This is a genomic window from Caulobacter sp. BP25, from assembly GCF_002737755.1.
GTDB lineage: Bacteria > Pseudomonadota > Alphaproteobacteria > Caulobacterales > Caulobacteraceae > Caulobacter.
The window spans coordinates 144,525-166,609 of record NZ_PEGH01000018.1; the positions used below are offsets into that span (position 1 = coordinate 144,525).

The 22,085-nt window shown below is 68.4% G+C and carries 23 protein-coding genes, 1 pseudogene and 1 riboswitch; of the genes and pseudogenes, 13 read left to right on the top strand and 11 right to left on the bottom strand.

Annotated elements, in window-relative coordinates:
* Positions 1-79: 79 nt before the first annotated feature.
* Positions 80-493 carry a rhodanese-like domain-containing protein gene (locus CSW59_RS14585; protein WP_099444726.1) on the top strand — a complete coding sequence of 138 codons (414 nt, stop codon included), beginning with the start codon at positions 80-82 and terminating at the stop codon, positions 491-493.
* Here the strand turns inward: CSW59_RS14585 and rnhA are convergent.
* The 4 genes from rnhA to ispH form a co-directional block, all read right to left on the bottom strand.
* Positions 490-939 carry a ribonuclease HI gene (gene rnhA, locus CSW59_RS14590; RefSeq protein WP_099444727.1) on the bottom strand — a complete coding sequence of 150 codons (450 nt, stop codon included), beginning with the start codon at positions 937-939 and terminating at the stop codon, positions 490-492. The genes CSW59_RS14585 and rnhA overlap by 4 nt on opposite strands.
* Complete coding sequence (thrB, locus tag CSW59_RS14595) at positions 936-1,889, bottom strand: homoserine kinase (RefSeq protein WP_099444728.1); 954 nt, start codon at positions 1,887-1,889, stop codon at positions 936-938. Before thrB ends, rnhA begins: the two co-directional genes overlap by 4 nt.
* A 196-nt stretch (positions 1,890-2,085) precedes the next feature.
* Positions 2,086-2,448 carry a hypothetical protein gene (locus tag CSW59_RS20630; protein ID WP_143755003.1) on the bottom strand — a complete coding sequence of 121 codons (363 nt, stop codon included), beginning with the start codon at positions 2,446-2,448 and terminating at the stop codon, positions 2,086-2,088.
* A gap of 41 nt (positions 2,449-2,489) precedes the next feature.
* Positions 2,490-3,449: a 4-hydroxy-3-methylbut-2-enyl diphosphate reductase gene (gene ispH / locus CSW59_RS14605; protein WP_099444730.1), complete on the bottom strand. Its 960-nt coding sequence runs from the start codon at positions 3,447-3,449 to the stop codon at positions 2,490-2,492.
* Positions 3,450-3,593: 144 nt separating this feature from the next.
* Between ispH and CSW59_RS14610 the strand changes: the two genes are divergently transcribed.
* Positions 3,594-4,283 (top strand): Tat pathway signal sequence domain protein, encoded by a 690-nt coding sequence (locus CSW59_RS14610; protein ID WP_099444731.1) that lies wholly within the window; start codon positions 3,594-3,596, stop codon positions 4,281-4,283.
* Complete coding sequence (gene argS, locus CSW59_RS14615; protein WP_099444732.1) at positions 4,280-6,082, top strand: arginine--tRNA ligase; 1,803 nt, start codon at positions 4,280-4,282, stop codon at positions 6,080-6,082. The genes CSW59_RS14610 and argS overlap by 4 nt, the downstream gene beginning before the upstream one ends.
* 3 nt (positions 6,083-6,085) lie before the next feature.
* Here argS and CSW59_RS14620 read toward each other — a convergent pair whose 3' ends face one another.
* Positions 6,086-7,927, bottom strand: a complete 1,842-nt coding sequence (locus tag CSW59_RS14620) for a methyl-accepting chemotaxis protein (RefSeq protein WP_099444733.1) — start codon at positions 7,925-7,927, stop codon at positions 6,086-6,088.
* A 169-nt stretch (positions 7,928-8,096) separates the two neighbouring features.
* Positions 8,097-8,187: riboswitch (glycine riboswitch) on the top strand.
* 168 nt (positions 8,188-8,355) lie between these two features.
* Between CSW59_RS14620 and gcvT the strand changes: the two genes are divergently transcribed.
* The 7 genes from gcvT (at position 8,356) to CSW59_RS14655 (ending at position 14,138) form a co-directional block, all read left to right on the top strand.
* Positions 8,356-9,486 (top strand): glycine cleavage system aminomethyltransferase GcvT, encoded by a 1,131-nt coding sequence (gene gcvT, locus CSW59_RS14625; protein ID WP_099444734.1) that lies wholly within the window; start codon positions 8,356-8,358, stop codon positions 9,484-9,486.
* Positions 9,487-9,490: 4 nt separating this feature from the next.
* Positions 9,491-9,874 carry a glycine cleavage system protein GcvH gene (gene gcvH, locus CSW59_RS14630; protein WP_255408983.1) on the top strand — a complete coding sequence of 128 codons (384 nt, stop codon included), beginning with the start codon at positions 9,491-9,493 and terminating at the stop codon, positions 9,872-9,874.
* Positions 9,875-9,934: 60 nt separating this feature from the next.
* Positions 9,935-11,281, top strand: a complete 1,347-nt coding sequence (gene gcvPA / locus CSW59_RS14635) for an aminomethyl-transferring glycine dehydrogenase subunit GcvPA (RefSeq protein WP_099444736.1) — start codon at positions 9,935-9,937, stop codon at positions 11,279-11,281.
* Entirely contained in the window at positions 11,278-12,855 is a 1,578-nt protein-coding gene (gene gcvPB / locus CSW59_RS14640; protein ID WP_099444737.1) for an aminomethyl-transferring glycine dehydrogenase subunit GcvPB, read from the top strand. The genes gcvPA and gcvPB overlap by 4 nt, the downstream gene beginning before the upstream one ends.
* Positions 12,856-12,986: 131 nt before the next feature.
* Positions 12,987-13,406: a hypothetical protein gene (locus CSW59_RS14645; RefSeq protein WP_099444738.1), complete on the top strand. Its 420-nt coding sequence runs from the start codon at positions 12,987-12,989 to the stop codon at positions 13,404-13,406.
* Positions 13,403-13,843, top strand: coding sequence for a hypothetical protein (locus CSW59_RS14650; protein WP_099444739.1), 441 nt, complete (start codon positions 13,403-13,405; stop codon positions 13,841-13,843). Before CSW59_RS14645 ends, CSW59_RS14650 begins: the two co-directional genes overlap by 4 nt.
* A 64-nt stretch (positions 13,844-13,907) precedes the next feature.
* A complete protein-coding gene (locus CSW59_RS14655; protein ID WP_099444740.1) occupies positions 13,908-14,138 on the top strand; it encodes a hypothetical protein in 231 nt (76 codons plus the stop codon).
* A 147-nt stretch (positions 14,139-14,285) separates the two neighbouring features.
* On the opposite strand, the gene CSW59_RS14660 is transcribed toward CSW59_RS14655, so the two are convergent.
* The 5 genes from CSW59_RS14660 to CSW59_RS14680 form a co-directional block, all read right to left on the bottom strand.
* Positions 14,286-14,798: a F0F1 ATP synthase subunit B gene (locus tag CSW59_RS14660; RefSeq protein WP_099444741.1), complete on the bottom strand. Its 513-nt coding sequence runs from the start codon at positions 14,796-14,798 to the stop codon at positions 14,286-14,288.
* 10 nt (positions 14,799-14,808) lie between these two features.
* The gene (locus CSW59_RS14665) at positions 14,809-15,348 is read right to left on the bottom strand and encodes a hypothetical protein (protein WP_099444742.1); all 540 of its coding nucleotides are present in this window, start codon (positions 15,346-15,348) and stop codon (positions 14,809-14,811) included.
* Between the two features lie 135 nt (positions 15,349-15,483).
* Complete coding sequence (locus CSW59_RS14670; RefSeq protein WP_004615714.1) at positions 15,484-15,708, bottom strand: F0F1 ATP synthase subunit C; 225 nt, start codon at positions 15,706-15,708, stop codon at positions 15,484-15,486.
* Between the two features lie 47 nt (positions 15,709-15,755).
* Complete coding sequence (locus CSW59_RS14675; protein WP_099444743.1) at positions 15,756-16,517, bottom strand: F0F1 ATP synthase subunit A; 762 nt, start codon at positions 16,515-16,517, stop codon at positions 15,756-15,758.
* A gap of 5 nt (positions 16,518-16,522) precedes the next feature.
* On the bottom strand, positions 16,523-16,906 hold the full coding sequence (locus CSW59_RS14680) for an AtpZ/AtpI family protein (RefSeq protein ID WP_099444744.1): 384 nt from the start codon (positions 16,904-16,906) through the stop codon (positions 16,523-16,525).
* Positions 16,907-17,265: 359 nt separating this feature from the next.
* Here CSW59_RS14680 and CSW59_RS14685 point away from each other — a divergent pair, with 359 nt between their 5' ends.
* The 3 genes and pseudogenes from CSW59_RS14685 to CSW59_RS21425 form a co-directional block, all read left to right on the top strand.
* Positions 17,266-17,655 (top strand): DUF6481 family protein, encoded by a 390-nt coding sequence (locus tag CSW59_RS14685; RefSeq protein ID WP_099444745.1) that lies wholly within the window; start codon positions 17,266-17,268, stop codon positions 17,653-17,655.
* 66 nt (positions 17,656-17,721) lie between these two features.
* On the top strand, positions 17,722-18,513 hold the full coding sequence (locus CSW59_RS14690) for a TSUP family transporter (protein ID WP_099444746.1): 792 nt from the start codon (positions 17,722-17,724) through the stop codon (positions 18,511-18,513).
* 12 nt (positions 18,514-18,525) lie between these two features.
* A pseudogene (locus CSW59_RS21425) lies at positions 18,526-18,613 on the top strand (hypothetical protein); the annotation flags it as partial.
* A gap of 10 nt (positions 18,614-18,623) precedes the next feature.
* On the opposite strand, the gene smc reads toward CSW59_RS21425, so the two are convergent.
* Positions 18,624-22,067, bottom strand: a complete 3,444-nt coding sequence (gene smc, locus CSW59_RS14695; RefSeq protein WP_099444747.1) for a chromosome segregation protein SMC — start codon at positions 22,065-22,067, stop codon at positions 18,624-18,626.
* Positions 22,068-22,085 lie beyond the last annotated feature (18 nt).

Consider the following 22,085-nt stretch of genomic DNA (forward strand, 5'->3'; position numbering starts at 1 on the left):
CGCTCAATGTCGATCTTGCCAGCTAACGCGACCTTCGCCGGCGAGGCAAGTCTGTGGCGTTCGCAAAACGGAGGCCCCAATGAGCTTTGTGTCCGAGATTCCCGCCGCCTCGCCCGAGGTCGCCGCCGCCCACTTCGCCGCGCGCCTGTCGCTGGAGACCGACTGCGCCGACGTCGCCGCCGCGATGCAGGCCGGCCAGGTCGACTTTGTCCTGTTACAAGTGGTGGGTTCGCCCCAGGCCTATGCCCGCCGCCATGTGCCAGGCGCGCTGCACCTGCGCCACGCCGACATCACCGCCGAGCGCATGGCGTCATGGCCCGCCGAGACCCTGTTCGTGGTCTATTGCGCTGGTCCGCACTGCAACGGCGCCGACCGCGCGGCGTTGAAGCTGGCGCGGCTGGGGCGTCCGGTGAAGCTGATGATCGGTGGGATCACCGGCTGGGCCGACGAGGGCCTGCCGTTCGCCGAAGGGCCGGAGCCGGGCCGCCTTTAGCCGAAGCGCGGGTTGGCCTGGCGCAGGCCTTCATTGGCCAGGGCGTCGGCGCGTTCGTTCAGCGGATGGCCGGCGTGGCCCTTGACCCAGCGCCAGTCGACGTCGTGCCGCGAGCGGGCGGCGTCGAGCCGCTTCCAGAGGTCGTCGTTCTTGACCGGGCTCTTGTCGGCCGTCTTCCAGCCGCGCGCCTTCCAGCCCCGAATCCACTCCTGAATGCCCTTCATGACGTACTGGCTGTCGGTGTGCAGCTCGACCTTGCAGGGGCGGTTCAGGAGTTCCAGCGCCTGGATGGCGGCCATCAGCTCCATGCGGTTGTTGGTCGTCGCCGGCTCGCCGCCGCAGATCTCTTTCTTCTTGTCGCCATAGAACAGGATGGCGCCCCAGCCGCCGGGGCCCGGATTCCCCTTGCAGGCCCCGTCGGTATAGATCGTGACCTTCGGCGTCATGCGAACAGCACAAGGCCCTCGCGGTGGACGGCCAGCTTGCGCTCGTACTCCAGCGGGTCCTTGGGCTTGACCAGCGCGCCGGCGGGCGTCGCGCCCCAGTCGGCCAGGCGCGTCAGGAAGAAGCGCATGGCCGCGCCGCGCGCCAGGATCGGCAGGGCTTCCTTTTCGGCCGGGCTCAGCGGTCGGCGGCGCTCATAGCCATTCAGCAGCGCCTTGGCGGCGGTGACATTGAAACTGCCGTCGGCCTCGAAGCACCAGGCGTTCAGCGTCACGGCCACGTCGTAGGCATAGCTGTCGTCGCAGGCGAAATAGAAGTCGATCGCTGCGGCGAACTTGCCGTCCTGCTGGAAGAAGACGTTATCGGGGAAATAGTCGGCGTGGACCGTGCCAGAGGGCAGGTTGCGCGGCCACATCAGGGCCAGCTGCGCCAGGTCGTTGTCGATGGTCGCCGACAGACCCGGCTTCAGGGCTTCGGCGGCCTTGCGGTGCTTGGCAAACAGCGGCGCCCAGGCGGCCTGGCCCAGGTCGTTGGCGCGACGGGCGGGATAGCCCTCGCCGGCTAGGTGCAGCCAGGCCAGACCTTCGCCGGCTTCGCGGCAGTGGGCGACGGTCGGCTTGCGCGCCGACAGGCCCGGCATGAACTCGACGATGGCGGCGGGTTTGTCGCGCAAGGTCGCCAGCGTGGCGCCCTTGCGATCCGGCACGGGCCGCGCGCTGGGATAGCCCTTGTCGGCCAGCCAGGTCAGCAGGTTCAGGAAATAGGGCAGGTCGTCGGCCTTCACCCGCCGCTCGTAGACGGTCAGGATGTAGCGACCCTTCTCCGTCTCCAGCAGGAAGTTGGAGTTCTCCACGCCTTCGGCGATGCCCTTGAACGCCAGCGGCGCCCCCAGGTCATAGCCCTCCAGGAAGGCGGAGAGTTCGTCGTCGGTGATGTCGGTATAGACGGCCATGACGCGGGGATGCGGGAGCCGGCGCTGGCGGTCAAGGGGGTGGTGGGCCTTGCCGGTCTCCGTCAGGCGCCCTTCCTCGCGGAAGGGGCCATCCTTACATCTCACGGCGAGACGATCGCAGGGCTGATCAGGTTGCTCAAGGACGGCTTCGCCGCCGCGGAGCGGCCGCCCGCGGGGCGGTCCTTGACCAACCTGATCAGCCCTGCACGCTGCAGCCTCCAAGAGATTTAAGGATCGCACCGACCTCGGGAGGTCGGGTGGCGGCCCTAGGCGGACCTTGCCTCGGCGAGGCGTTCTGCATGCTCCAGAATTTGGTGAAGGTCAGCACCGGGCGCAATGGCCCGTTATCGGTGATCGGGCAGCTCTCGAACTCATCCCAGTCCCATTCACCACCATTGTTGTCGAGGAAGTCACGGAGGAAGCCAGCGACTTCGTCCGCGCTACGATCGACAGTCTTCTTTCCATGCCAAAAACTAGCAAGCAGAGCGAGCGGCACGGCTATGGGGGCGAGCAGAACGGCCCGCCAGCCGGTGATCACTAATGGTGAGGTCCGCTGCATTGGCGCCACGATACCTTAACAGTCGACGCCCGCCATCCACCCTACGCCGTCAGCAGCCGCGGCAGCTTGAACGTAATCGTCTCGCGCGCCTCGACCAGTTCCTCGACGGAGGTGTCGAAGCGGGCGGCGATCGCGTCGATGACGCCCTGCACCAGGTCTTCCGGAGCAGACGCCCCAGCGGTGAGGCCCACGCGCGAGACCCCCTCGAACCAGGTCCAGTCGATGCCCGAGGCGTCGTCGATCAGGTGAGCCTCGCGCGCGCCGGCCTTCAGGCCGACCTCTTTCAGGCGGACCGAGTTCGAGGAGTTCTTCGAGCCCACGACCAGCACAAGCTCGGCCTGTTCGGCCAGGCGCCGGACCGCGTCCTGACGGTTGGTCGTCGCGTAGCAGATGTCTTCCTTGTGCGGGGCGGCGATGCCCGGGAAGCGCTCGCGCAGCAGGGCGACCATCTCGGCGGTGTCGTCGACCGACAGGGTTGTCTGGGTCAGGAAGGCGACGTTGCCGGCGTCCTTGGGCTCCCAAGTCGCGGCGTCGTTGATGTCCTCGATCAGGGTCACCGAGCCCTCGGGCAGCTGGCCCATGGTGCCGATCACCTCGGGGTGGCCGGCGTGGCCGATCAGGACGATCTCGCGGCCGGCGTCATAGTGCTTCTGGGCCTCGACATGGACCTTGGAGACCAGCGGGCAGGTGGCGTCGAGGAAGATCATCTCGCGCGCCTTGGCCTCGGCCGGCACCGACTTGGGCACGCCGTGGGCCGAGAACACGACCGGGCGATCGTCGGGCGCCTCGGACAGCTCCTCGATGAACACCGCGCCCAGAGCCTTCAGCCGATCGACCACGTGGCGGTTGTGGACAATCTCGTGGCGGACATAGACCGGGGCGCCGAATTTCTCGACGGCGCGCTCGACGATCTGGATGGCGCGATCGACGCCGGCGCAGAAGCCGCGCGGGCTGGCCAGCAGCAGCGAGATCGGGCGACGGACGGGGGCGTGGGCGTTCATGGCGCGGAAACTAGTGGTTCCAGCCGCTGGGCGCCAGGAGTCTGCGTCGTTGCGACGTCACGCATATGCCTTTATCAGGCTGCATGACGCCGAAGGGGCCCCCGTGGCTCCGCTTGGCTCTGTCTTCTTTGCACCGGACGTTTCATGCGCCGCAATTTCACGCTCGCCCTCAGCGCCCTGATGGCCGTTTCGATCGCCGCGACCACGGCGACGGCCGCCTATGCCCAGCGCGGCCCCGGCGGCGACCAGGGCGGGGGCGAAGACGACGCCGCCAAGAGGAAGAAGCGCGACGAGGAGTGGAACCAGCCCAAGGCGCCGCTGCAGCAGCTGCGCAACGCCGGTCCGTGCCCCTTCGTGAAGGTGCTGTACGACGCCAGCCGCTATGTCGAGTTCAAGGACGCCAAGGAGTCGGCTGGGCAAGCCGGCTTCACCGGCGAGATCCAGAGCCTGGCTTCGGGCTGCGCCTATAAGGGCGACGAGCCGATCAAGATCCGCATCGAGGCGCTGTTCCAGCTGGGCAAGGGACCTCAAGCCCAGGGCGACAAGCACGTCTATCGCTATTGGGTGGCGGTGACCGAGCGGAACCAGGCTGTGATCGCCAAGGAATATTTCGACCTGCCCGTGAGCTTCCCGGTCGGTCAGGACCGCACCTACGCCACCGAGACGATCGAGCAGATCACCATCCCGCGCGCCGACGCCAAGGTCAGCGGCGGCAATTTCGAGGTCCTGATCGGCTTCGACGTGACGCCGGAAATGGCGGCCTTCAACCGTGACGGCAAGCGTTTCCGCGTCCAGGCCGGTCAGGTTCAACCAGGGACTTCCACCAAGCAATGAACGATTTGAAGCGGTCCTTGAGCGAGGCGGCTTCGGCCGCGTTCCAGGCCGCAGGACTTCCTCCCGAATTCGGACGCGTCACCGCCTCCGACCGCCCCGACCTGGCTGATTTCCAGTGCAACGGCGCCCTCGCGGCGGCCAAGAGCGCCAAGCGCAATCCGCGCGAGATCGCCACGCAAGTGGTCGAGATCCTGAAAGACGATCCGCGTCTCGCCTCGGTCGAGATCGCCGGCGCCGGCTTCATCAACCTGCGGGTCAGCGACGAGGCCCTGTCGGTCCGCGCCCGCGAGATCGCCGCCGACGCCCGGACCGGCGCCCAGGTGCTGGACGCGCCGCGCCGCGTGCTGGTCGACTACGCCGGCCCCAACGTCGCCAAGCCGATGCACGTGGGCCACCTGCGCGCCTCGATCATCGGCGAGTCGATCAAGCGCCTGTACCGCTTCCGGGGCGACGAGGTGCTGGGCGACGCCCATTTCGGCGACTGGGGTTTCCAGATGGGCCTCTTGATTAGCGCCATCCTCGACAAGGACGCCGCGATCGCCGCCCTGGTCGAAAAGCTGCCGCAGACCGCCGACGGCGCCGATCCGGCCGACGTGGCGGCGCTGAACGCCGAGCTCGACGCCCGCATCAGCCTGGCCGACCTCGACCGAATCTATCCGGCCGCCTCGCTGCGTCAAAGAGAAGACGCCGCGTTCAAGGAGCGCGCCCGCAAGGCGACCGCCGAACTGCAGAACGGCCGCTACGGCTATCGCGTGCTGTGGAGCCACTTCGTCAAGGTCAGCCGCGTGGCCCTGGAGCGCGAATTCCACGCCCTGGGCGTCGACTTCGACCTGTGGAAGGGCGAGAGCGACGCCAATGACCTGATCGGGCCGATGGTCGATCAGCTGGAGGCAAAGGGCCTGCTGGTCGAGGACCAGGGCGCGCGCATCGTCCGAGTCTCGCGCGAGGACGACAAGCAGGACGTGCCGCCGCTGCTGGTCGTCTCGTCCGAGGGCTCGGCCATGTATGGCACGACGGATCTCGCCACGATCCTGGATCGCCGCCAGGCGTTCGACCCGCACCTGATCCTCTATTGCGTGGACCAGCGCCAGGCCCTGCACTTCGAGACGGTGTTCCGCGCCGCCTATCTGGCCGGCTATGCGGAAGAGGGCTCGCTGGAGCACATCGGCTTTGGCACGATGAACGGCGCCGATGGCAAGCCGTTCAAGACCCGCGCCGGCGGCGTCCTGAAGCTGCACGACCTGATCGAGATGGCCCGCGAAAAGGCCCGCGAGCGCCTGCGCGAAGCCGGCCTGGGCGCCGAGCTGTCGGAAGAGGCCTTCGAAGAGACCGCACACAAGGTCGGCGTCGCGGCCCTGAAGTTCGCCGACCTGCAAAACTTCCGCGGCACGTCCTACGTCTTCGACCTCGACCGCTTCACCAGCTTCGAGGGCAAGACCGGACCTTACCTGCTGTACCAGTCGGTGCGGATCAAGAGCGTGCTGCGCAAGGCCGCCGAGGCCGGCGCGATGGTGGGCGAGATCATCATCGGCGAGCCGGCCGAGCGCGATCTGGCCATGCTGCTGGACGCCTTCGAGGGCGCTCTGTCGGAAGCCTACGACAAGAAGGCCCCGAACTTCGTCGCCGAGCACGCCTACAAGCTGGCCCAGTCGTTCTCGAAGTTCTACGCCGCCTGTCCGATCATGAGCGCCGACAGCGACGCTCTGAGGGCCTCGCGCCTGGCCTTGGCTGAGACGACCCTGCGCCAGCTGGAGTTGGCCTTGGACCTTCTTGGCATCGAAGCGCCGGAGCGCATGTAGGCCTTAGGCCGCCTGGGTTTCCTGACCCGGACGGCTGCGCTGCGGCGTCTTCATCTCGGCCGGGCCAGTCTGTTTGCTGACCTGGAAGCGCTTGAGCAGAGCCCCTAGCTCGCCCGCCTCGCGGGTGAGCGTGTGGCTGGCGGCGGTGGTCTCCTCGACCATGGCCGCGTTCTGCTGGGTGACCTGATCCATCTGGCCGACAGCGGTATTGACCTCGGCCAGGCCCGTCGACTGCTGGCGGGCGGCAGAGGCGATATCGTTGATCAGGTCTTCGATGCGGCCGAAGTGGTCGACCACGTTGCCCAGCTCCTCGCCGACCCGAACCACCAGGCCCACGCCGCTCTGCACACTGTCCGAGGCGTCGGTGACCAGGGTCTTGATCTCCTTGGCGGCGTCGGCCGAGCGCTGGGCGAGCGCCCGCACCTCTTGCGCCACGACCGCGAAGCCCCGGCCCGCCTCGCCCGCGCGGGCCGCCTCGACGCCAGCGTTCAGGGCCAGGAGGTTGGTCTGGAAGGCGATCTCGTCGATGACGGTGATGATCTGGCCGATCTTCTGGGACGAGACGTCGATCCGCTCCATGGCGGTCATCGCCTCGGTGGCGACGGCGCTGGACTGGCCCACCAGCCTGCGGCTGACCGAGGCGGCTTCCTGGGCCTGAGCCGCGTTCTCGGCGGTCTTGCGGATCGTGGCGGTGACCTGGTCGAGCGCGGCGGCGGTCTCCTCCAGGCTAGCGGCCTGCTGCTCGGTGCGGTGCGCCAGGTCGTCGGAAGCCGTCGAGATTTCGCGCGAGCCGCTATCGACCGCGCCGGTGGTGATCAGCACCTGACGGATCGCGTGCTCCAGCGTCTCCATCGAGCTGTTGAAGTCGCGGCGCAGCCCCTCGAAGTCCTCCGGGAACGGGCTGGTCAGGCGGGCCGACAGGTCGCCGGCGGCCAGGCGACGCAGGCCCTCGCCCAGGCTGTCGGCGACGCGCTGACGCAGGGCGCGCTCCTCGGCGCGAGCCTCCTCGGCGCTTTGCAGGCGGGCTTCCTCTTCGTGCTCAAGCTGCGCCCTGGTGGCGGCCTGGCGTTCCAGGGCCGCGGCGCGGAAGGTCGCGATCGAGCGCGCCATGTCGCCGATCTCGTCGGGGCGGGCCTGTAGCGGCACCTCGTGGCTGTAGTCGCCCGTCGCCAGGCGACCCATGTAATCGGTGATCTTGGACAGCGGCGTTGCCACGAACCGGCGCAGGACCCCGACGCCGACCACCACGATCGCCAGCATCGCCAAGCTGACCGCCGCCAGCAGCGACATGACAAGCCAGGTGGCCTTCTCGACCTTATGCGCCTGCGCCTCCGCGCCCTTCTGGGACAGCACGGCCAGCTCGTCGATGACCTTGCGGTGGCGGGCGTAGATGGGCTCGAGCTTGGCGATCGTCGTGTTGATGCCGATCACGTCGCCGGATTTCAGGGCCGGCGCATATTCGCCGTCCACGACCTTCCAGAACGCCTGCACCTCGACGTCCGAAGCATCCAGCGCCTTACGCATGTCGTCGGCCAGGTCGATCGTCTTCCAGTAGGCGCGCCGGGCGTCGTACTGCTGGTGCAGGCTGTCGAGCGCCTTCAGCGTCGCGTCCGCTTGGCCGGTGTCCTCGGCGCCGTGGTGGACGATCAGCATCGACTCCACGAGGTACATTGGCGGCGGCAGGATGTCGGCCAGCAACTCATACGACTGTGTCTGCTTCTGCGACAGCGGGCCGCCCACGCGCAGCTCCATCAGCGAGAACACCGCCGTCGCCGTGGCCAGGACGAAGCCCAGCAGCAGACAGCCGGCGAAGATGTTGAGGGCGTCGCGGATGCGGATGGTCATGGAGGGTCCTGCTGTGAAGCGCCGCAAGCTTCGCCGCGAGTGGTTAACGCGCGGAAAGTTTCGGCTGCGGCCTGATGTCCCAGGCGGCTCAGACCAGGAAAACGCCCGCCTCGCGCGGCGGACACGCGGCGCGCGCTTGACTCCGGTCGACCCCTCCCGCATTGAGCCGATGACCCTCGCGGGAGACATCGGGATTCGCTCCCGAGGCCGAAGGCGCAACCGCCCCGGAAACGCTCAGGCAAAAGGACCGCGCGGGTTTAGAAACGCTGGAAAGCAGTCCCTTCCAAAAGAGGGGCTCGCCGAAGGAGCAAGGCCAAACCCGTCCGGCAGAGGGGCGAGGCCGGAATCTCTCAGGTCCAAGGGACAGCGGGGGCGACCAACCGGCGGAGGCCGGTCCTGTCGCCGACCCCGCTTGGAGCCCAAGTCCTTTGTCCAGCCAAGACGCGTTGTCTGACCAAGATCTCAAGAAGACCCCGCTTTTCGACGCCCATGTGGCGGCGGGCGCCCGCATGGTTCCGTTCGCGGGCTATTCCATGCCGGTGCAGTACAAGGACGGGGTGCTGAAAGAGCATCTCTGGACCCGCGAACACGCCGGCCTGTTCGACGTCTCGCACATGGGCCAGGCCCGCATCCGGGGCGAGAACCCGGCCAAGAGCTTTGAGAAGGTGGTCTCGGCCGACTATCAGGGCCTGAAAGCCGGCAAGCAGCGCTATGGCGTGCTGCTGAACGCCGACGGCGGCATCGTCGATGACCTGATGACCGCGCGTCCGGATGACGATGGTCTGTTCGTCGTCGTCAACGGCGCCTGCAAGGACAACGACTACGCCATCATCGCCCGCGAGCTGGCTGGCGAGGCCATCGTGACTCGTCTGGAGGACCGCGCGCTGCTGGCGCTGCAGGGCCCCGACGCCGCCGCCGTGCTGGCCGCCCACATCCCCGAAGCCGCCCAGATGGTGTTCATGGACACCAAGGCTCTGACGGCCTTCGGCGTCGACGCGATCATCTCGCGCTCGGGCTACACCGGCGAGGACGGCTACGAGATCTCGGTGCCCGCCGACGCCGCCGAGCGAGTGTGGGACACCCTGCTGGCCGACGAACGCGTCAAGCCGATCGGCCTGGGCGCGCGCGACAGCCTGCGCCTGGAAGCGGGTCTCCCGCTTTACGGCCACGACCTGGACGAGACCGTCTCGCCGATCGAGGCCGGCCTGAACTTCGCCGTCGGCAAGTCGCGTCGCGAGGCCGGCGACTACCTGGGCGCGGCCCGCATCGCCAAGGAACTGGCCGGCGAGCTGTCGCGCGTCCGTGTGAACCTGAAGGTGCTGGAAGGCGCTCCGGCCCGCGAAGGCGCCGAGATCGCCGACGAGGCCGGCGCCGTGATCGGCAAGGTCACCAGCGGCGGTTTCGCCCCCAGCCTGGGCTACCCCATCGCCATCGGCTTCGCCCCGCCCGCCTTCGCCGCGATCGGGACGAAGTTGAAGGTCATCGTTCGCGGGAAGGCCGCCGCCGCCGAGGTGGTCGCCAGCCCGTTCGTTCCGAACGGTTACGTTCGCAAACTCTAATCCAATCCAAGGGCCGACTGAGATGCGTTTCACCAAAGATCACGAATGGGTCGTCGTCCAGGGCGACATCGCCACCGTCGGCATCACCGCCTACGCCGCCGAGCAACTGGGCGACGTGGTGTTCGTCGAGGTTCCGGAAGCCGGCAAGACCGTGAAGCAGGGCGACGGCCTGGCCGTGGTCGAGAGCGTCAAGGCCGCCTCGGACGTCTACGCCCCGGTGTCGGGCGAGGTCGTCGAGGGCAACGCCGAGCTTTCCGATACGCCGGAAACCGTCAACGCCCTGCCGGAAAGCGGCGGCTGGTTCGCCAAGATCAAGCTGTCGAACCCGGCCGAGGTCGACGCCCTGATGGACCGCGACGCGTACGAAGCGTTCCTGAGCACCCTCTAATTTCCCTGTCATCCCGGCTCGGCCTTCGGCCTGCCGGGATGACAAGCTAGGCAAGAAACGATGCGCTATCTCCCCCTGACCCCCGAAGACCGCGCCGAGATGCTCGGCGTGATCGGCGTGAAGTCGATCGACGATCTGTTCGTGGACGTGCCGGCCCCGGCCCGCCGCGACGCGCCGGTCGACCTGCCGCACCACGCCGGCGAACTGGAAGTCGAGCGGGAGATGGCCGCCCTGGCCAAGCGCAACCGCGCGGCGGGCGAGGGGGCGTTCTTCTGCGGCGCCGGCGCCTATCGCCACCATGTGCCAGCCACGGTCGACCACATCATCCAGCGGTCGGAATTCCTGACCAGCTACACGCCCTATCAGCCGGAAATCGCTCAAGGCACGCTGCAGGTCCTGTTCGAGTTCCAGACCCAGGTCGCGGCGCTGACCGGCATGGAGGTGGCCAACGCCTCGCTCTATGACGGCTCGACCGGCGCGGCCGAGGCCGTGATGATGGCCCAGCGTGTCACCCGCCGGAACAAGGCGGTGATGTCGGGCGGCGTCCACCCGCACTATGTCGGGGCGATCGAGACCCTGGCCCACGCCGCCGGCGTGGAGACGGCCCGGATGCCGGCCGCGATCGACGCCGAAGACGCGGTGATCGCCGCGATCGACCAGGATACCGCCTGCGTCGTCGTCCAGACCCCGAACGTGTTCGGCACGGTCACCGACGTGACCAAGATCGCCGAGGCCGCCCACGCCGCCGGGGCCCTTCTGATCGTGGTGACGACCGAGGCGGTCTCATACGGCCTCCTGAAGTCGCCCGGCGAGATGGGCGCCGATATCGCTGTGGCCGAGGGCCAGTCGATCGGCAACGGCCTGAACTTCGGCGGCCCCTATGTCGGCCTCTTTGCCTGCAAGGAAAAGTTCGTCCGCCAGATGCCGGGCCGCCTGTGCGGCGAGACGGTCGACGCCGACGGCAAGCGGGGCTTCGTGCTGACGCTCTCGACCCGCGAGCAGCATATCCGCCGCGACAAGGCGACCTCGAACATCTGCACCAACAGCGGACTGTGCGCCCTGGCCTTCTCGATCCACATGAGCCTGTTGGGCGAGGTGGGGCTGCGCAAGTTGGCCGCCTTGAACCACCAGAAGGCGCTGGCCCTGCGCGACGCCCTGGCGGCGATCCCCGGCTATGAGGTCTTGACGCCGCGCTTCTTCAACGAGTTCGCCGTCCGCGTGCCGGGCAAGGCCGCCGAACTGGTCGAGACCCTGGCCAGCCACGGCGTCCTGGCCGGCGTGCCGTTCTCGCGCCTCGACGCGAAGGCGGGCCTGGACGATGTCCTGCTGGTCGCCGCGACCGAGACGACGCTGGATATCGACATCACTTTCCTGACCAAGCTTCTGACCAAGGTGGTGGGCCAATGAGCATGAATAACGTCGGCCGCCCCACGCGCCCCGAAGCCGCTAACGATGCGCCCGTCGCCCACGAAACCCTGACCGGCGCGCGCGGCCTGCTCCAGGACGAGGCCCTGATCTTCGAACGGGACGGCTGGAACAAGACCGGCGTCGATCTGCCCGAAGCCGCCGCCCCGTCCAGCGATCTGGCCGGCCTGCTGCGGTCCGAGCCGATCGGCCTGCCGGGCCTGTCGGAGCCGGAAGCTGTCCGCCACTATGTGCGCCTGTCCCAAAAGAACCACGCTATCGACCTGGCGCTGTATCCGCTGGGCTCGTGCACGATGAAGCATAACCCGCGCCTGAACGAGAAGATGGCGCGCCTGCCGGGCTTTTCGGACATCCACCCGCTGCAGCCGACCTCGACCGTGCAGGGCGCCTTGCAGCTGATGGACCGTCTGGCCCACTGGCTGAAGACCCTGACCGGCATGCCCGCCGTCGCTCTGTCGCCCAAGGCCGGCGCCCACGGCGAGCTGTGCGGCCTGCTGGCCATCCGCGCCGCCCACGAGGCGGCCGGCAATGGCCATCGCAAGACGGTTCTCGCGCCCACCAGCGCCCACGGCACCAACCCGGCCACGGCGGCTTTCGTCGGTTACACCGTCGTCGAGATCGCCCAGACGGAAGACGGCCGCGTCGACCTGAAGGATCTTGAGTCCAAGCTCGGCGACCACGTGGCCGCGATCATGGTCACCAACCCCAACACCTGCGGCCTGTTCGAGCGCGATGTCGTCGAGATCGCCCGCCTGACTCACGCGGCCGGGGCCTACTTCTACTGCGACGGCGCCAACTTCAACGCCATCGTCGGCCGGGTGCGTCCGGGCGATCTGGGCGTCGACGCCATGCACATCAACCTGCACAAGACCTTCTCGACGCCCCACGGCGGCGGTGGTCCGGGCGCGGGTCCGGTGGTGCTGAGCGAGGCTCTGGCGCCGTTCGCCCCGACGCCCTGGCTAGTCCACGACGGCGACGGTTTTGATCTGGTCGAGCACGCCGGCGAGGCGAGCGCCGAGACCGCCTTCGGCCGCATGAGCGCCTTCCACGGCCAGATGGGCATGTATGTCCGCGCCTACGCCTACATGCTCAGCCACGGCGCTGACGGCCTGAAGCAGGCGGCCGAGGACGCCGTCCTCAACGCTAACTACATCAAGGCCCGTCTGAAGGACGTGATGAGCCCGGCCTTCCCCGAAGGTCCGTGCATGCACGAGGCCCTGTTCGACGACAGCTGGCTGGAAGGCACGGGGGTCACCACGCTCGACTTCGCCAAGGCGATGATCGACGAGGGCTTCCACCCGATGACCATGTACTTCCCGCTGGTCGTCCACGGCGCGATGCTGATCGAGCCGACCGAAACCGAGAGCCGCCAGGAGCTGGACCGCTTCGTCGCAGCGTTGCGCGCCCTGGCTGGCGCGGCAAAAGCGGGTGATGCGGAGCGCTTCAAGGGCGCGCCGTTCCATGCGCCCTTGCGCCGACTGGACGAGACGCAAGCGGCGCGAAAGCCACGCTTGCGGTGGAAACCTGTGGCCCCGGCGCCACTAGCGGCTGAATAGCATTTTCAAGGCCCCACTTGCGACCAGAGGGCGCCTTTACGGCGCCTTCATCGCTCCACATATCGGGGTTGCGCGTCGGAGCTGGCTGGCTGATCCAGGGAGCATGCGTAGCGCAAGCTCTTTGTCCTCCCATGACTGTTCTTGTCCTCGCCATGCCGCGCGCCCGACGCACCGCCGATGATCTCGCCCGTGAGCTCATCGCGCGCTTTCTGCGCGTGATCCTGCTCAGCGTGGGTGTGCTGCTGGTGATCGGCGGCATCGCGATCGCGCCGTTGCCGGGGCCCATGGGCCTGCCGCTGACGGTGGTTGGCCTGATGCTGGTGCTGCGCAACTCGTTCAAGGCGCGCAAGCAGTTCGTCCGCTTCCAGCACGCCCATCCCAAGCTGATCTTCCCGCTGCGTCGCCTGCTGCGCCGCGAGCCGGAGGTCGTGCTGGTGGCCTGGCAACAGGCCCTGCGCGTCGAGCGCCTGATCATGCCGCGCAAGTGGCGTCTGGCTATCCGCTGGCGCAAATCCCTCAAGCGCCGGGCGGCCAGGCGCAGCGGCCAGTGACCCTTACTGCCGCGACGTTCGGCGTCAGAAATCGAGCCCGTCGCCGCGCACGGTTGGCGCTATTGCTACGGGAATCTGCGGCGCGGGCCTATCGCTGGGCCGCCATCGGCCTCGGCGCCCTGGTGATCCTGGCCGGCGCGGTGCTGACGCCGCTGCCTGGCCACGTCGGCCTGCCGCTGCTGGTCATCGGGCTGATGATCGTGCTGCGCTACTCGTTCCAGGCGCGCAAGACCTTCATCCGCTGGCAGCGCCGCCACCCCAAGCTGGTCTTCCCGATCCGTCGCCTGATGCGCCGCGAGCCCGAGGTGCTGCTGGTCGTCTGGCAACAGATGCTGCGCACCGAGAAGCTCGTGCTGCGCAAGGCCCGCTGGCGCCTGCTCAAACGGACCCGCAAACGCGTCCGGCGCTATGTCGAGCGGAAGAGGGCGAAGGCGTAGGCCAGGCAAGCGCCTTTTGAACGCGGCTCTTGGCGAGGTCCAATCAGCACCTAACTAAGGTGGCATGCCCGCCTGGCTTCAATTCCTAATATCAGTCGCCGCCCTCGTCGTGCTGTCGCCGCTCGTCGCGTGGCTCGCTCACCGCTTTGGCTCCAAGGCCAAGGGGGGGCTGATGCTGGCCTCGGTGTTGCTAGGCTTCGGAGCAGTCCTCGATCCACCGGCGAAACACGCGATCGAGGCCACTGAAACCGTAAAGGGATCACCCGAGAACGACGAACCCCCGCTTGCCGATTAGAGGCGGTTTTCGATCCCAAGTCGAACATTCAAAGCGGCGGTTGGCCGAGACTCATAGCGACCGCCGCCCTTCAGCGACCACCCAAGGAAAAGGGCGCGGACCTTGCGATCCGCGCCCTTCGTCTTGTCTATCCGGTGAGGCCCGCCGCTATTGCAGCTTGGCGCCCATCTGGCCGATGGCGGCGTCCGCCAGCGGGTCGGTCTTGGCGCCGGCGAGGCGGGCGGCCAGGACGGTCTCGGCGGCCTGGGCGGCCAGATCCACCGCGGCGGCCTTAACGTCGGCGGTCGCCTGAGCCTCGGCCTGGGCGATCTTACGCTCGGCCATCTCGGCGCGGCGCTTGATCTGCTCTTCCAGCTTTTCCTTGGCTTCCTCGGCCAGACGCTTGGCGTCGGCCTTGGCGGCGTCCATCATCGCGGCGGCTTGGCGCTCGGCTTCCTCGCGCTGAGCCTTCACGCCCGCGAGCAGGGCCTGGGCCTCTTCCCGCAGTTGCTGGGCCTCGTCGAGCTCGGCCTTGATCTTGGCCGAGTAGCTGTCGAGCGCGCCGAACAGGGCGCCCGGCAGGACTTTCAGCACGACCAGCAGGCCGAAGAAGATCACCAGCGCGGCCAGAACCCAGAACTCCGGGTTCGAGAAGCTGAACAGGGACTCGTGATGTTCCATCTTCAGCTCCTTAGGCCAGGGCCGACTTCAGCTCGGCGGCCGTAGCCGCCTTGCCGGTCAGCTTTTCGACGATCGCGCCGGCGGTGTCCTGAGCCACCACGCGGACCTGGCTCATGGCCTGGTCGCGAGCGGTCTGGATCGAAGCCTCGGCCGCGGCCAGCTTTTCGGCCAGCACGGCCTCTTCCTTGGCCTGACGCTCGGCGGCTTGCGCCGAAGCCTTGGCCTTGGCGTCAGCAGCCGTCTTCTGGGCCTTGGCGCGGGCCTCGGCCACCTCGGCGGCGGCCGCGCGAGCTTGAGCCTCGGCCTCGTCCTTCAGGCGACGGGCGTCGGCGATGTCGCCGGCGATCTTGGCGCCGCGTTCCTCGATCGCGCCGCTGACGCGGGGCAGGAGGCCCTTGGACAGCACCGCGTAGAGCACGGCGAAGATGAGCAGCAGCCAAACGATCTGGCCGCCCCAGTGCTCGAACTGCAGCTGCGGAAGACCGCCGCCGCCTTCGTGGCCCTTGGGGGCTTCCGTCGTCTCGGTCGTGCCTTGATGTTCCGTCGCCATGGGCGAAGGCGCCTCTCAGCTAGAGCGTCTTCCGGGGCGGGCCAGGATCGGCGCCGCGCGCGGGAAAACGCGAGATCACAAAAGACAAGGAGCGCGTGCGTTTCCGATGAAACGCCGCGCTCCCGGATGGCTTGATTACGAGAACAGGATCAGGAAGGCGATGACCAGGGCGAAGATGCCCAGGGCTTCCGTCAGGGCCATGCCCAGGAACAGCATCGGGCGCTCTTGAGCGGCGGCCGTCGGGTTGCGCAGGGCGCCTTGGAAGTAGTTGCCGAACATCACGCCCAGGCCCACGCCCGCGCCGATCATGCCGAGCATGGCCAGACCAGCGCCGATGTACTTAGCAGCAGCAGCGTCCATGATTGAGACTCCTTGAGAAGGGTATTGGTTGAAAGACTAAAGGTTGATCAGTGGCTGTCGAGGTGCACGACGTCGTTGAGATAGACGCAGGTGAGCACCGCGAACACGAAGGCCTGGAGGAAGGCCACCATGAACTCTAGGGCCGTCAGGGCGACGACCGAGGTCAGGGCCAGGACCGAACCGGCCCAGCCCAGCACGCCGAGACCGCCCAGGGCGATCACGAAGCCGGCGAAGATCTTCAGCACCACGTGGCCGCCCAGCATGTTGCCGAACAGACGAAGGCCCAGGGTGATCGGACGGATCAGGAACGACAGGATCTCGATCGGCACCAGCAGGATGTACAGCACCGGGGGCACGCCCGACGGCGCGAACAGCTTGAAGAACTTCAGGCCGTTCTTGGCGAAGCCGACACCGATCACAGTCAGGATGACCATCAGGCCCAGCGTCAGGGTCACGGCCAGCTGCGAGGTCGCGGTGAAGACCAGGAACATGCCCTGCATGTTCATGAACAGCACGAACGCGAACAGCGTGAACACGAAGGGCAGGAACTTCTTGCCGTCGTGGCCGATGATCGACTCCGCCAGCCCGTCGACGAGGCCATAGAGCATCTCGCCCACGGCCTGCAGGCGGCCCGGCACCACGGCCTTGCGCGCGGACAGACCGTAGAAGCCGATGATCAGCAGGGCGGCCGACATCATCGCCGCCACGGAATTGGTGATCGACAGATCAATGGCGCCCAGGCCCGGAACGGTCACGGTGGGCAGTTCCACGATCTTCTTGATCTGGAACTGGTGCATCGGATCGGCCATCGGCCCTAGTCTCTCTTCTGCTTGGGGACGGTAGGCCCGTCTCCCGTGTCTCCGTCGGCCTTCCCCGGAACCGGAGACGGGGCCGACGCCTGCGCGCTCAGTTTCATCGCCTTGCGGACGATGGAGAAAATCGCGATCCCCAGACCGATCAGCAGACCGCCGATCATGCCCCAGGGGCTCGTGTGGACGTAGTGGTCGAGCAGCCAGCCGAAGCCAAGGCCCACCAAAACACCCCCGATCAGGTCCGCCAGCAGACGGTAGCCGTCCTGCTGGGCCTTTTCGGACACGGCCTTCACCGGCCGCTCCGCCGCCCTCCGCGCCTCAAATGCGGCGAGCCGAGCGTCGAGGCTCTGCGGAGCCTTGTCGTTCGGTTCGTCGGCCTTGGGCATGGGAAGCGGCAGGTCCGAAAGCGCCGAGGATGCGCCATAAAAAAGCGCTTTTCCGGTCGGCTTGATCGGCGCGGAACCTATAGACCTCGCTGCGGTGCGTCAAGGTGACCGCTTCGCGAGGCAAGTGGCCGGAATGTTTGAGGTTTTCGCCTTCCCCTTCGTCAGGGCGGCAAAACCGGCCCCAATCTTCCGGCTGGGAGGGCGAGGCGGGCTCTTTCCGGATCGGGAACGGCTTCCTATCTGGCAGGTCTCTCAAGACGGCGATCTCCCTATGCCAGGAGCCGCCCGCCTCGATGACGCATTGATTTTTCCGTCAATCTGGGCTTTAGAGCCGCCGCCTCCAAATAACACGAAGATTCATGTCGCACTTGAAGAACACCGGATTCGCCGATCGTATTTCCGCCCAGCAGGAAGCCAAGAAGGCCATGCTGGCTAAGTTCAAGGCCAAGCCGACCATCCAGGACCCCGATTTCGACAAGCGCGAAGAGCAACGCGCCGCCGAACTCGAAGCCGTCCGCGCCGCCCGCGCCGAAGCCAAGGAAAAGGCCCGCCTCGAAGCCCTGGCTCGCCAGGAGGCGATCATGGCCGTCAAGCGCGCGGAGCGTAAGGAGCGCAAGACGCAGGAAGCTGCCGAGATGCGCGTGCGCAAGGAAGAGAAGGCCAAGGAGCGCGACGAGCTGCGCGCCCTGGGTAAGGCGACCAACAGCAAGCAGTCGCGCGCCCAGCAATGGGGCCATCTGCTGGGTTAAGGAGCAGGGGTCCCTTGGGGCCCCTTTTTCTTTGCCTGGGGCGTCGAACGGGACCATGAGCTCTTCATGGTTTCCCTAGACGTCATCGCCAGCCTGTTCGTGATCGCCGCCCTCGCCGGAGCGCTGGACGCCATCGCCGGCGGCGGCGGGCTCGTGACCCTGCCGGCCCTGCTACTGGCGGGGCTTTCGCCCGTGCAAGCGCTGGGCACCAACAAGCTGCAGGGCGCGGTCAGCGCCATCTCCTCGACCAGCGCCTTCGCGCGGCGCGGCCTGATCGACTGGAAGACCGCCTGGCCGGTGGCGCTGGCCGCCGCCATCGCCGGCCTTTGCGGCGCGCTGTGCGCCAGCCTGCTGTCGCCGCAGATGCTGCGAGCGATCGTGCCGGTGCTGCTGATCGCCATCGCCCTCTATTTCGGCTTCTCGCGCGCCTTGAAGAGCGAGGACGTGAACCCGCGCATGGCGCTGATCCCGTTCGCCTGCTTCGTCGCGCCCCTGGTTGGCTTCTACGACGGCATCTTTGGCCCGGGCGCCGGCGCCTTCTACATGGTCGCGATCGTCACCCTGCTGGGTTACGGCGCGCTGAAGGCCACCGCCCACACCAAGCTGGCCAACGCCGCCAGCAATCTGGGCAGCCTGACCCTGTTCGCGATCAAGGGCGTAGTCGTCTGGCCAGTGGGTCTGGCGATGGCCGTGGGGGCTTTCATCGGGGCGCAGGTCGGATCGCGCCTGGCCATGCGGTTCGGGCCGAAACTGATCCGGCCGCTCCTGGTGGTGATCTCGTGCGCGATGGCGGTGAAGCTGCTGGCCGATCCGGCCAATCCGCTGCGGGTGGTGGTGACGCATCTTCTCGGCGGCTGAGCCCCCACCTGACCCGCTTCGCGGGTCGTCCGCCCCCAAAGGCGGGCGGAAGGTGATCCTTCTTCCCCCTCCGGGGGAGGAGCGCGAAGCGCGGAGGGGGCAAGCAGCCCCTAAGCCGCCACCAGCTTTTCCGCCGTGCTGAGATCCACGCTGACCAGTTGGCTCACGCCGCGCTCGGCCATGGTGACGCCGAACAGGCGGTCCATCCGGCTCATGGTCACCGGGTTGTGGGTGATGGCGATGAAGCGGGTCTGGGTGCGGCGGCGCATCTCGTCGAGCATGTTGCAGTAGCGGTCGACATTGGCGTCATCGAGCGGGGCGTCCACTTCGTCCAGCACGCAGATCGGGGCCGGATTGGCCAGGAACACGCCGAAAATCAGGGCGCTGGCGGTCAAGGCCTGCTCGCCGCCGCTCATCAGGCTCATGCTGGCCAGGCGCTTGCCGGGCGGGCAGGCGTAGATTTCGAGACCGGCCTCCAGCGGGTCGTCGCTCTCGATCAGCTTCAGTTCGGCCTGGCCGCCGCCGAACAGAGCCTGAAAGAGGGTCTGGAAGTTGGCGTTGATCACGTCGAACGCGGCCAGCAGACGCTCGCGGCCCTCGGCGTTCAGCTCCTCGATGCCGGCCCGCAGCTTGGTCACCGCGCCGGAAAGGTCGGCGCGCTCGCTGCGCATGATCTCCAGGCGACCGGCATATTCCTGCGCCTCTTCCTCGGCGCGCAGGTTCACCGGACCGATCGCGTCGCGCTCGCGCTCAAGCGCGAAGAGGTGGGCCTCGACGCCGGCGGCGTCTTTCGGCACGGCCACGGCCTCGCCGGCCACGTGACGCCCCAGCTCTTCGGGCTCCATGCGGGCCTGCTCGCGGATGGCGGTGGCGACCTCGGCGTAGCGTTGGCGGGCGCCGTCCAGGTGAGCGACCAGCGCCGCCCGCTTCTCGCGGGCCTCGCTGGCGGCCTGTTCGGCGGCCCGGGCCGCGCGGTCGGCGTTGATCCGGTTGGTCTCGGCCGTCTCCAGGGCGTCGCTGGCCTTGGCGCGGCGGGCCTCGGCGGCGGCGAACTCGTCGAGCAGGGCGACCAGCTTTTCCCGCAAGGCGTCCGGCGCTTCTCGGGCGGCCTCCAGGGCGGCGGCGGCCTTGACGCGGTCGCCCTCCAGCGCCTCGGCGCGCTTGCCGGCGGTCTCGGCGCGTTTGGCCCAGTCGGTGCGGTCGCGCTCCAGGCTTTCCAGGCGGCGCTGGCGGCCGGCGCGTTCGCGGGTCTCGACGTCGAGGGCGGTGCGGGCGGCGCTGGCGCCCTCGCGGGCCTTGGCCGCATCCTGGCGGGCTTGGGCGAGCTGCGGTTGAAGGTCCCCCGAGGTCTGGGCGGCGGCGTGGGCTTCACGTGCCTGGGCCAGCGCCGCGTCGACTTCCGCCTTCTCGGCCTCGAAGCGGGCGATGGTGTCGTCCAGAGACTGAGCGCGGGCGGCCCGCACCGCCTGCTCGCGCTCGAACTTGGCGACCTGCTCGCGGGCCTGGTTCAGAAGCCGCTCGGCGTCAGGCGGGCCGCGCCGGCGGTCGCGCAGCAGGTCCTCGACCGCGCGCATCCGGTCGGCGGCGGCCTTCAGGGCGGCGGCGGTGGCCTCGGCGCGCGGGGCCAGGACGTCGATCTCGGCCTCGACCTCGGCCAGACGTGTGCGCTGCTCCAGGCGGATGGCGGCGGGCTTGGGCGCATCGGCGCGGGCGACGAAGCCGTCCCAGCGCCACAGATCGCCTTCCTTGGACACCAAGCGCATGCCGGGCTTCAGCGCCTTTTGCAGTCGGTCGCCATCGGCGCGCTCGACCACGGCCACGTGGGAGAGACGCGCGATCAGCTCGGGCGGCGCCTTGACCAGCGGGACCAGTGGCTGGGCGCCCTCCGGCCAGACCGGCGAGGAGACCTGCGCCCCGCCCCAGTAGGACGGCGCCTTGGGATCGAGCGCGGCGTCGAGATCATCGCCGAGCGCGGCGGCCAGGGCCGCGCCATAGCCCTTGTCGGGCGAGACGCTGTCGAGAGCCGGCGCGTGACCGCTCTTGGCGCGCGGGGCGGTCAGCTGCGCCAGGCCCCGGGCCTCGGTGCGCAGACGACCCAGCTGGTCCTCGACGCCTCGGGCAAGCTGGCGAGCCTGAGCCTCCTGCTCGGCGGCCTTGACGCGCTGCGCCTCGGCTTCCTCCAGCGCCATGCGGGCGGCGGCTAGAGCGGCTTCGGCATTGGCGAAACGCTGGCGGGCGTCAGCGGCGGCCGGGTCGACCTCGGGGCCGATCGCGGCCCGTTCGGCCTTGGCCTGGTCGAGGGCGCGGTTGGTGCGGTTGGCGCGGGCGTCGGCCTCGGAGAGGCGCGTGGCGGCGGCGCGGAACCCGGCCTCCTCGGCGGCGACGCGGGCGGCCAGTTGCTCGACCTGCGTCTCGGCGACGGCGCGAGCTTCCTCGGCGGCCTTGGCGGCGGCTTCCAGCTCGGGGCCACGTTCAGGCGCGGCGGCGACCAGGGCGCGGACCTCTTCGAGCTCGGCGTCGATGCGAGCCAGAGCAGCGGCCGCGTCGTCCTTGGCCTGGCTCTCGCGGGTTTGGTCGGCGTCGATGCGGGAAAGATCGTTCTTCAGGCGCTCGAACTCGGCGGCGGCGGCTTCGGCCTCGCGCTCGGCGCGGTCCTTCTGGATGGCCAGTTGGCCCAGGATCGCCTGGGCGATCGTCGCCTCTTCCCGCAGCGGGGGCATGGCGACCTCGGCCTCGGTGATGGCCACCTGGGCGGCGGCGCTGGCGCGGGCGGTCTCTTCGACCAGGCGCGCGGCCTGCGTCGCCTCGCGCTGGGTGCGTTCCAGCGTATCGCGGGCCTCGGTCCAGCGGGCGTAGAGCACCGCGCCCTGCACGGCGCGGATTTCGGCCGACAGGCGCTTGTACTTCTCGGCCTGGCGGGCCTCGCGCTTGAGGCGGTTCAGCGCCGTCTCCAGTTCGCGCGCCACGTCGTCCAGGCGGGCGAGATTGGCCTCGGCGGCGCGCAGGCGCAGCTCGGCCTCGTGGCGGCGAGTGTGCAGCCCCGAGACCCCGGCGGCCTCTTCCAGAATGCGGCGGCGGTTCTGCGGCTTGGCGCCGATCAGCTCGCTGATCTGGCCCTGGCGGACCAGGGCGGGCGAGTTGGCGCCGGTCGAGGCGTCGGCGAACAACAGTTGGACATCGCGGGCCCGCACCTCACGGCCGTTGATTTTGTAGGTCGACCCCGCGCCGCGGTCGATACGGCGCACGACTTCCAGCACCGGATCGTCGTTGAACTGGGCCGGCGCCGTGCGGTCGGCATTGTCGATGGTCAGGGCCACGTCGGCGTGGTTGCGCGGCGGGCGCGCGCCGCTGCCGGCGAAGATCACGTCGTCCATGCCGCCGGCGCGCATCGCCTTGGCCGAGTTGGCGCCCATCACCCAGCGCAGCGCTTCAAGCAGATTGGACTTGCCGCAGCCGTTCGGGCCGACGATGCCGGTCAGGCCCGGCTCGATGCGGAACTCGGTCGGCTCGACGAAGGACTTGAAGCCCGAAAGGCGAAGGCGCTGGAACTGCACGAGGCGGTCCCCCTCCTC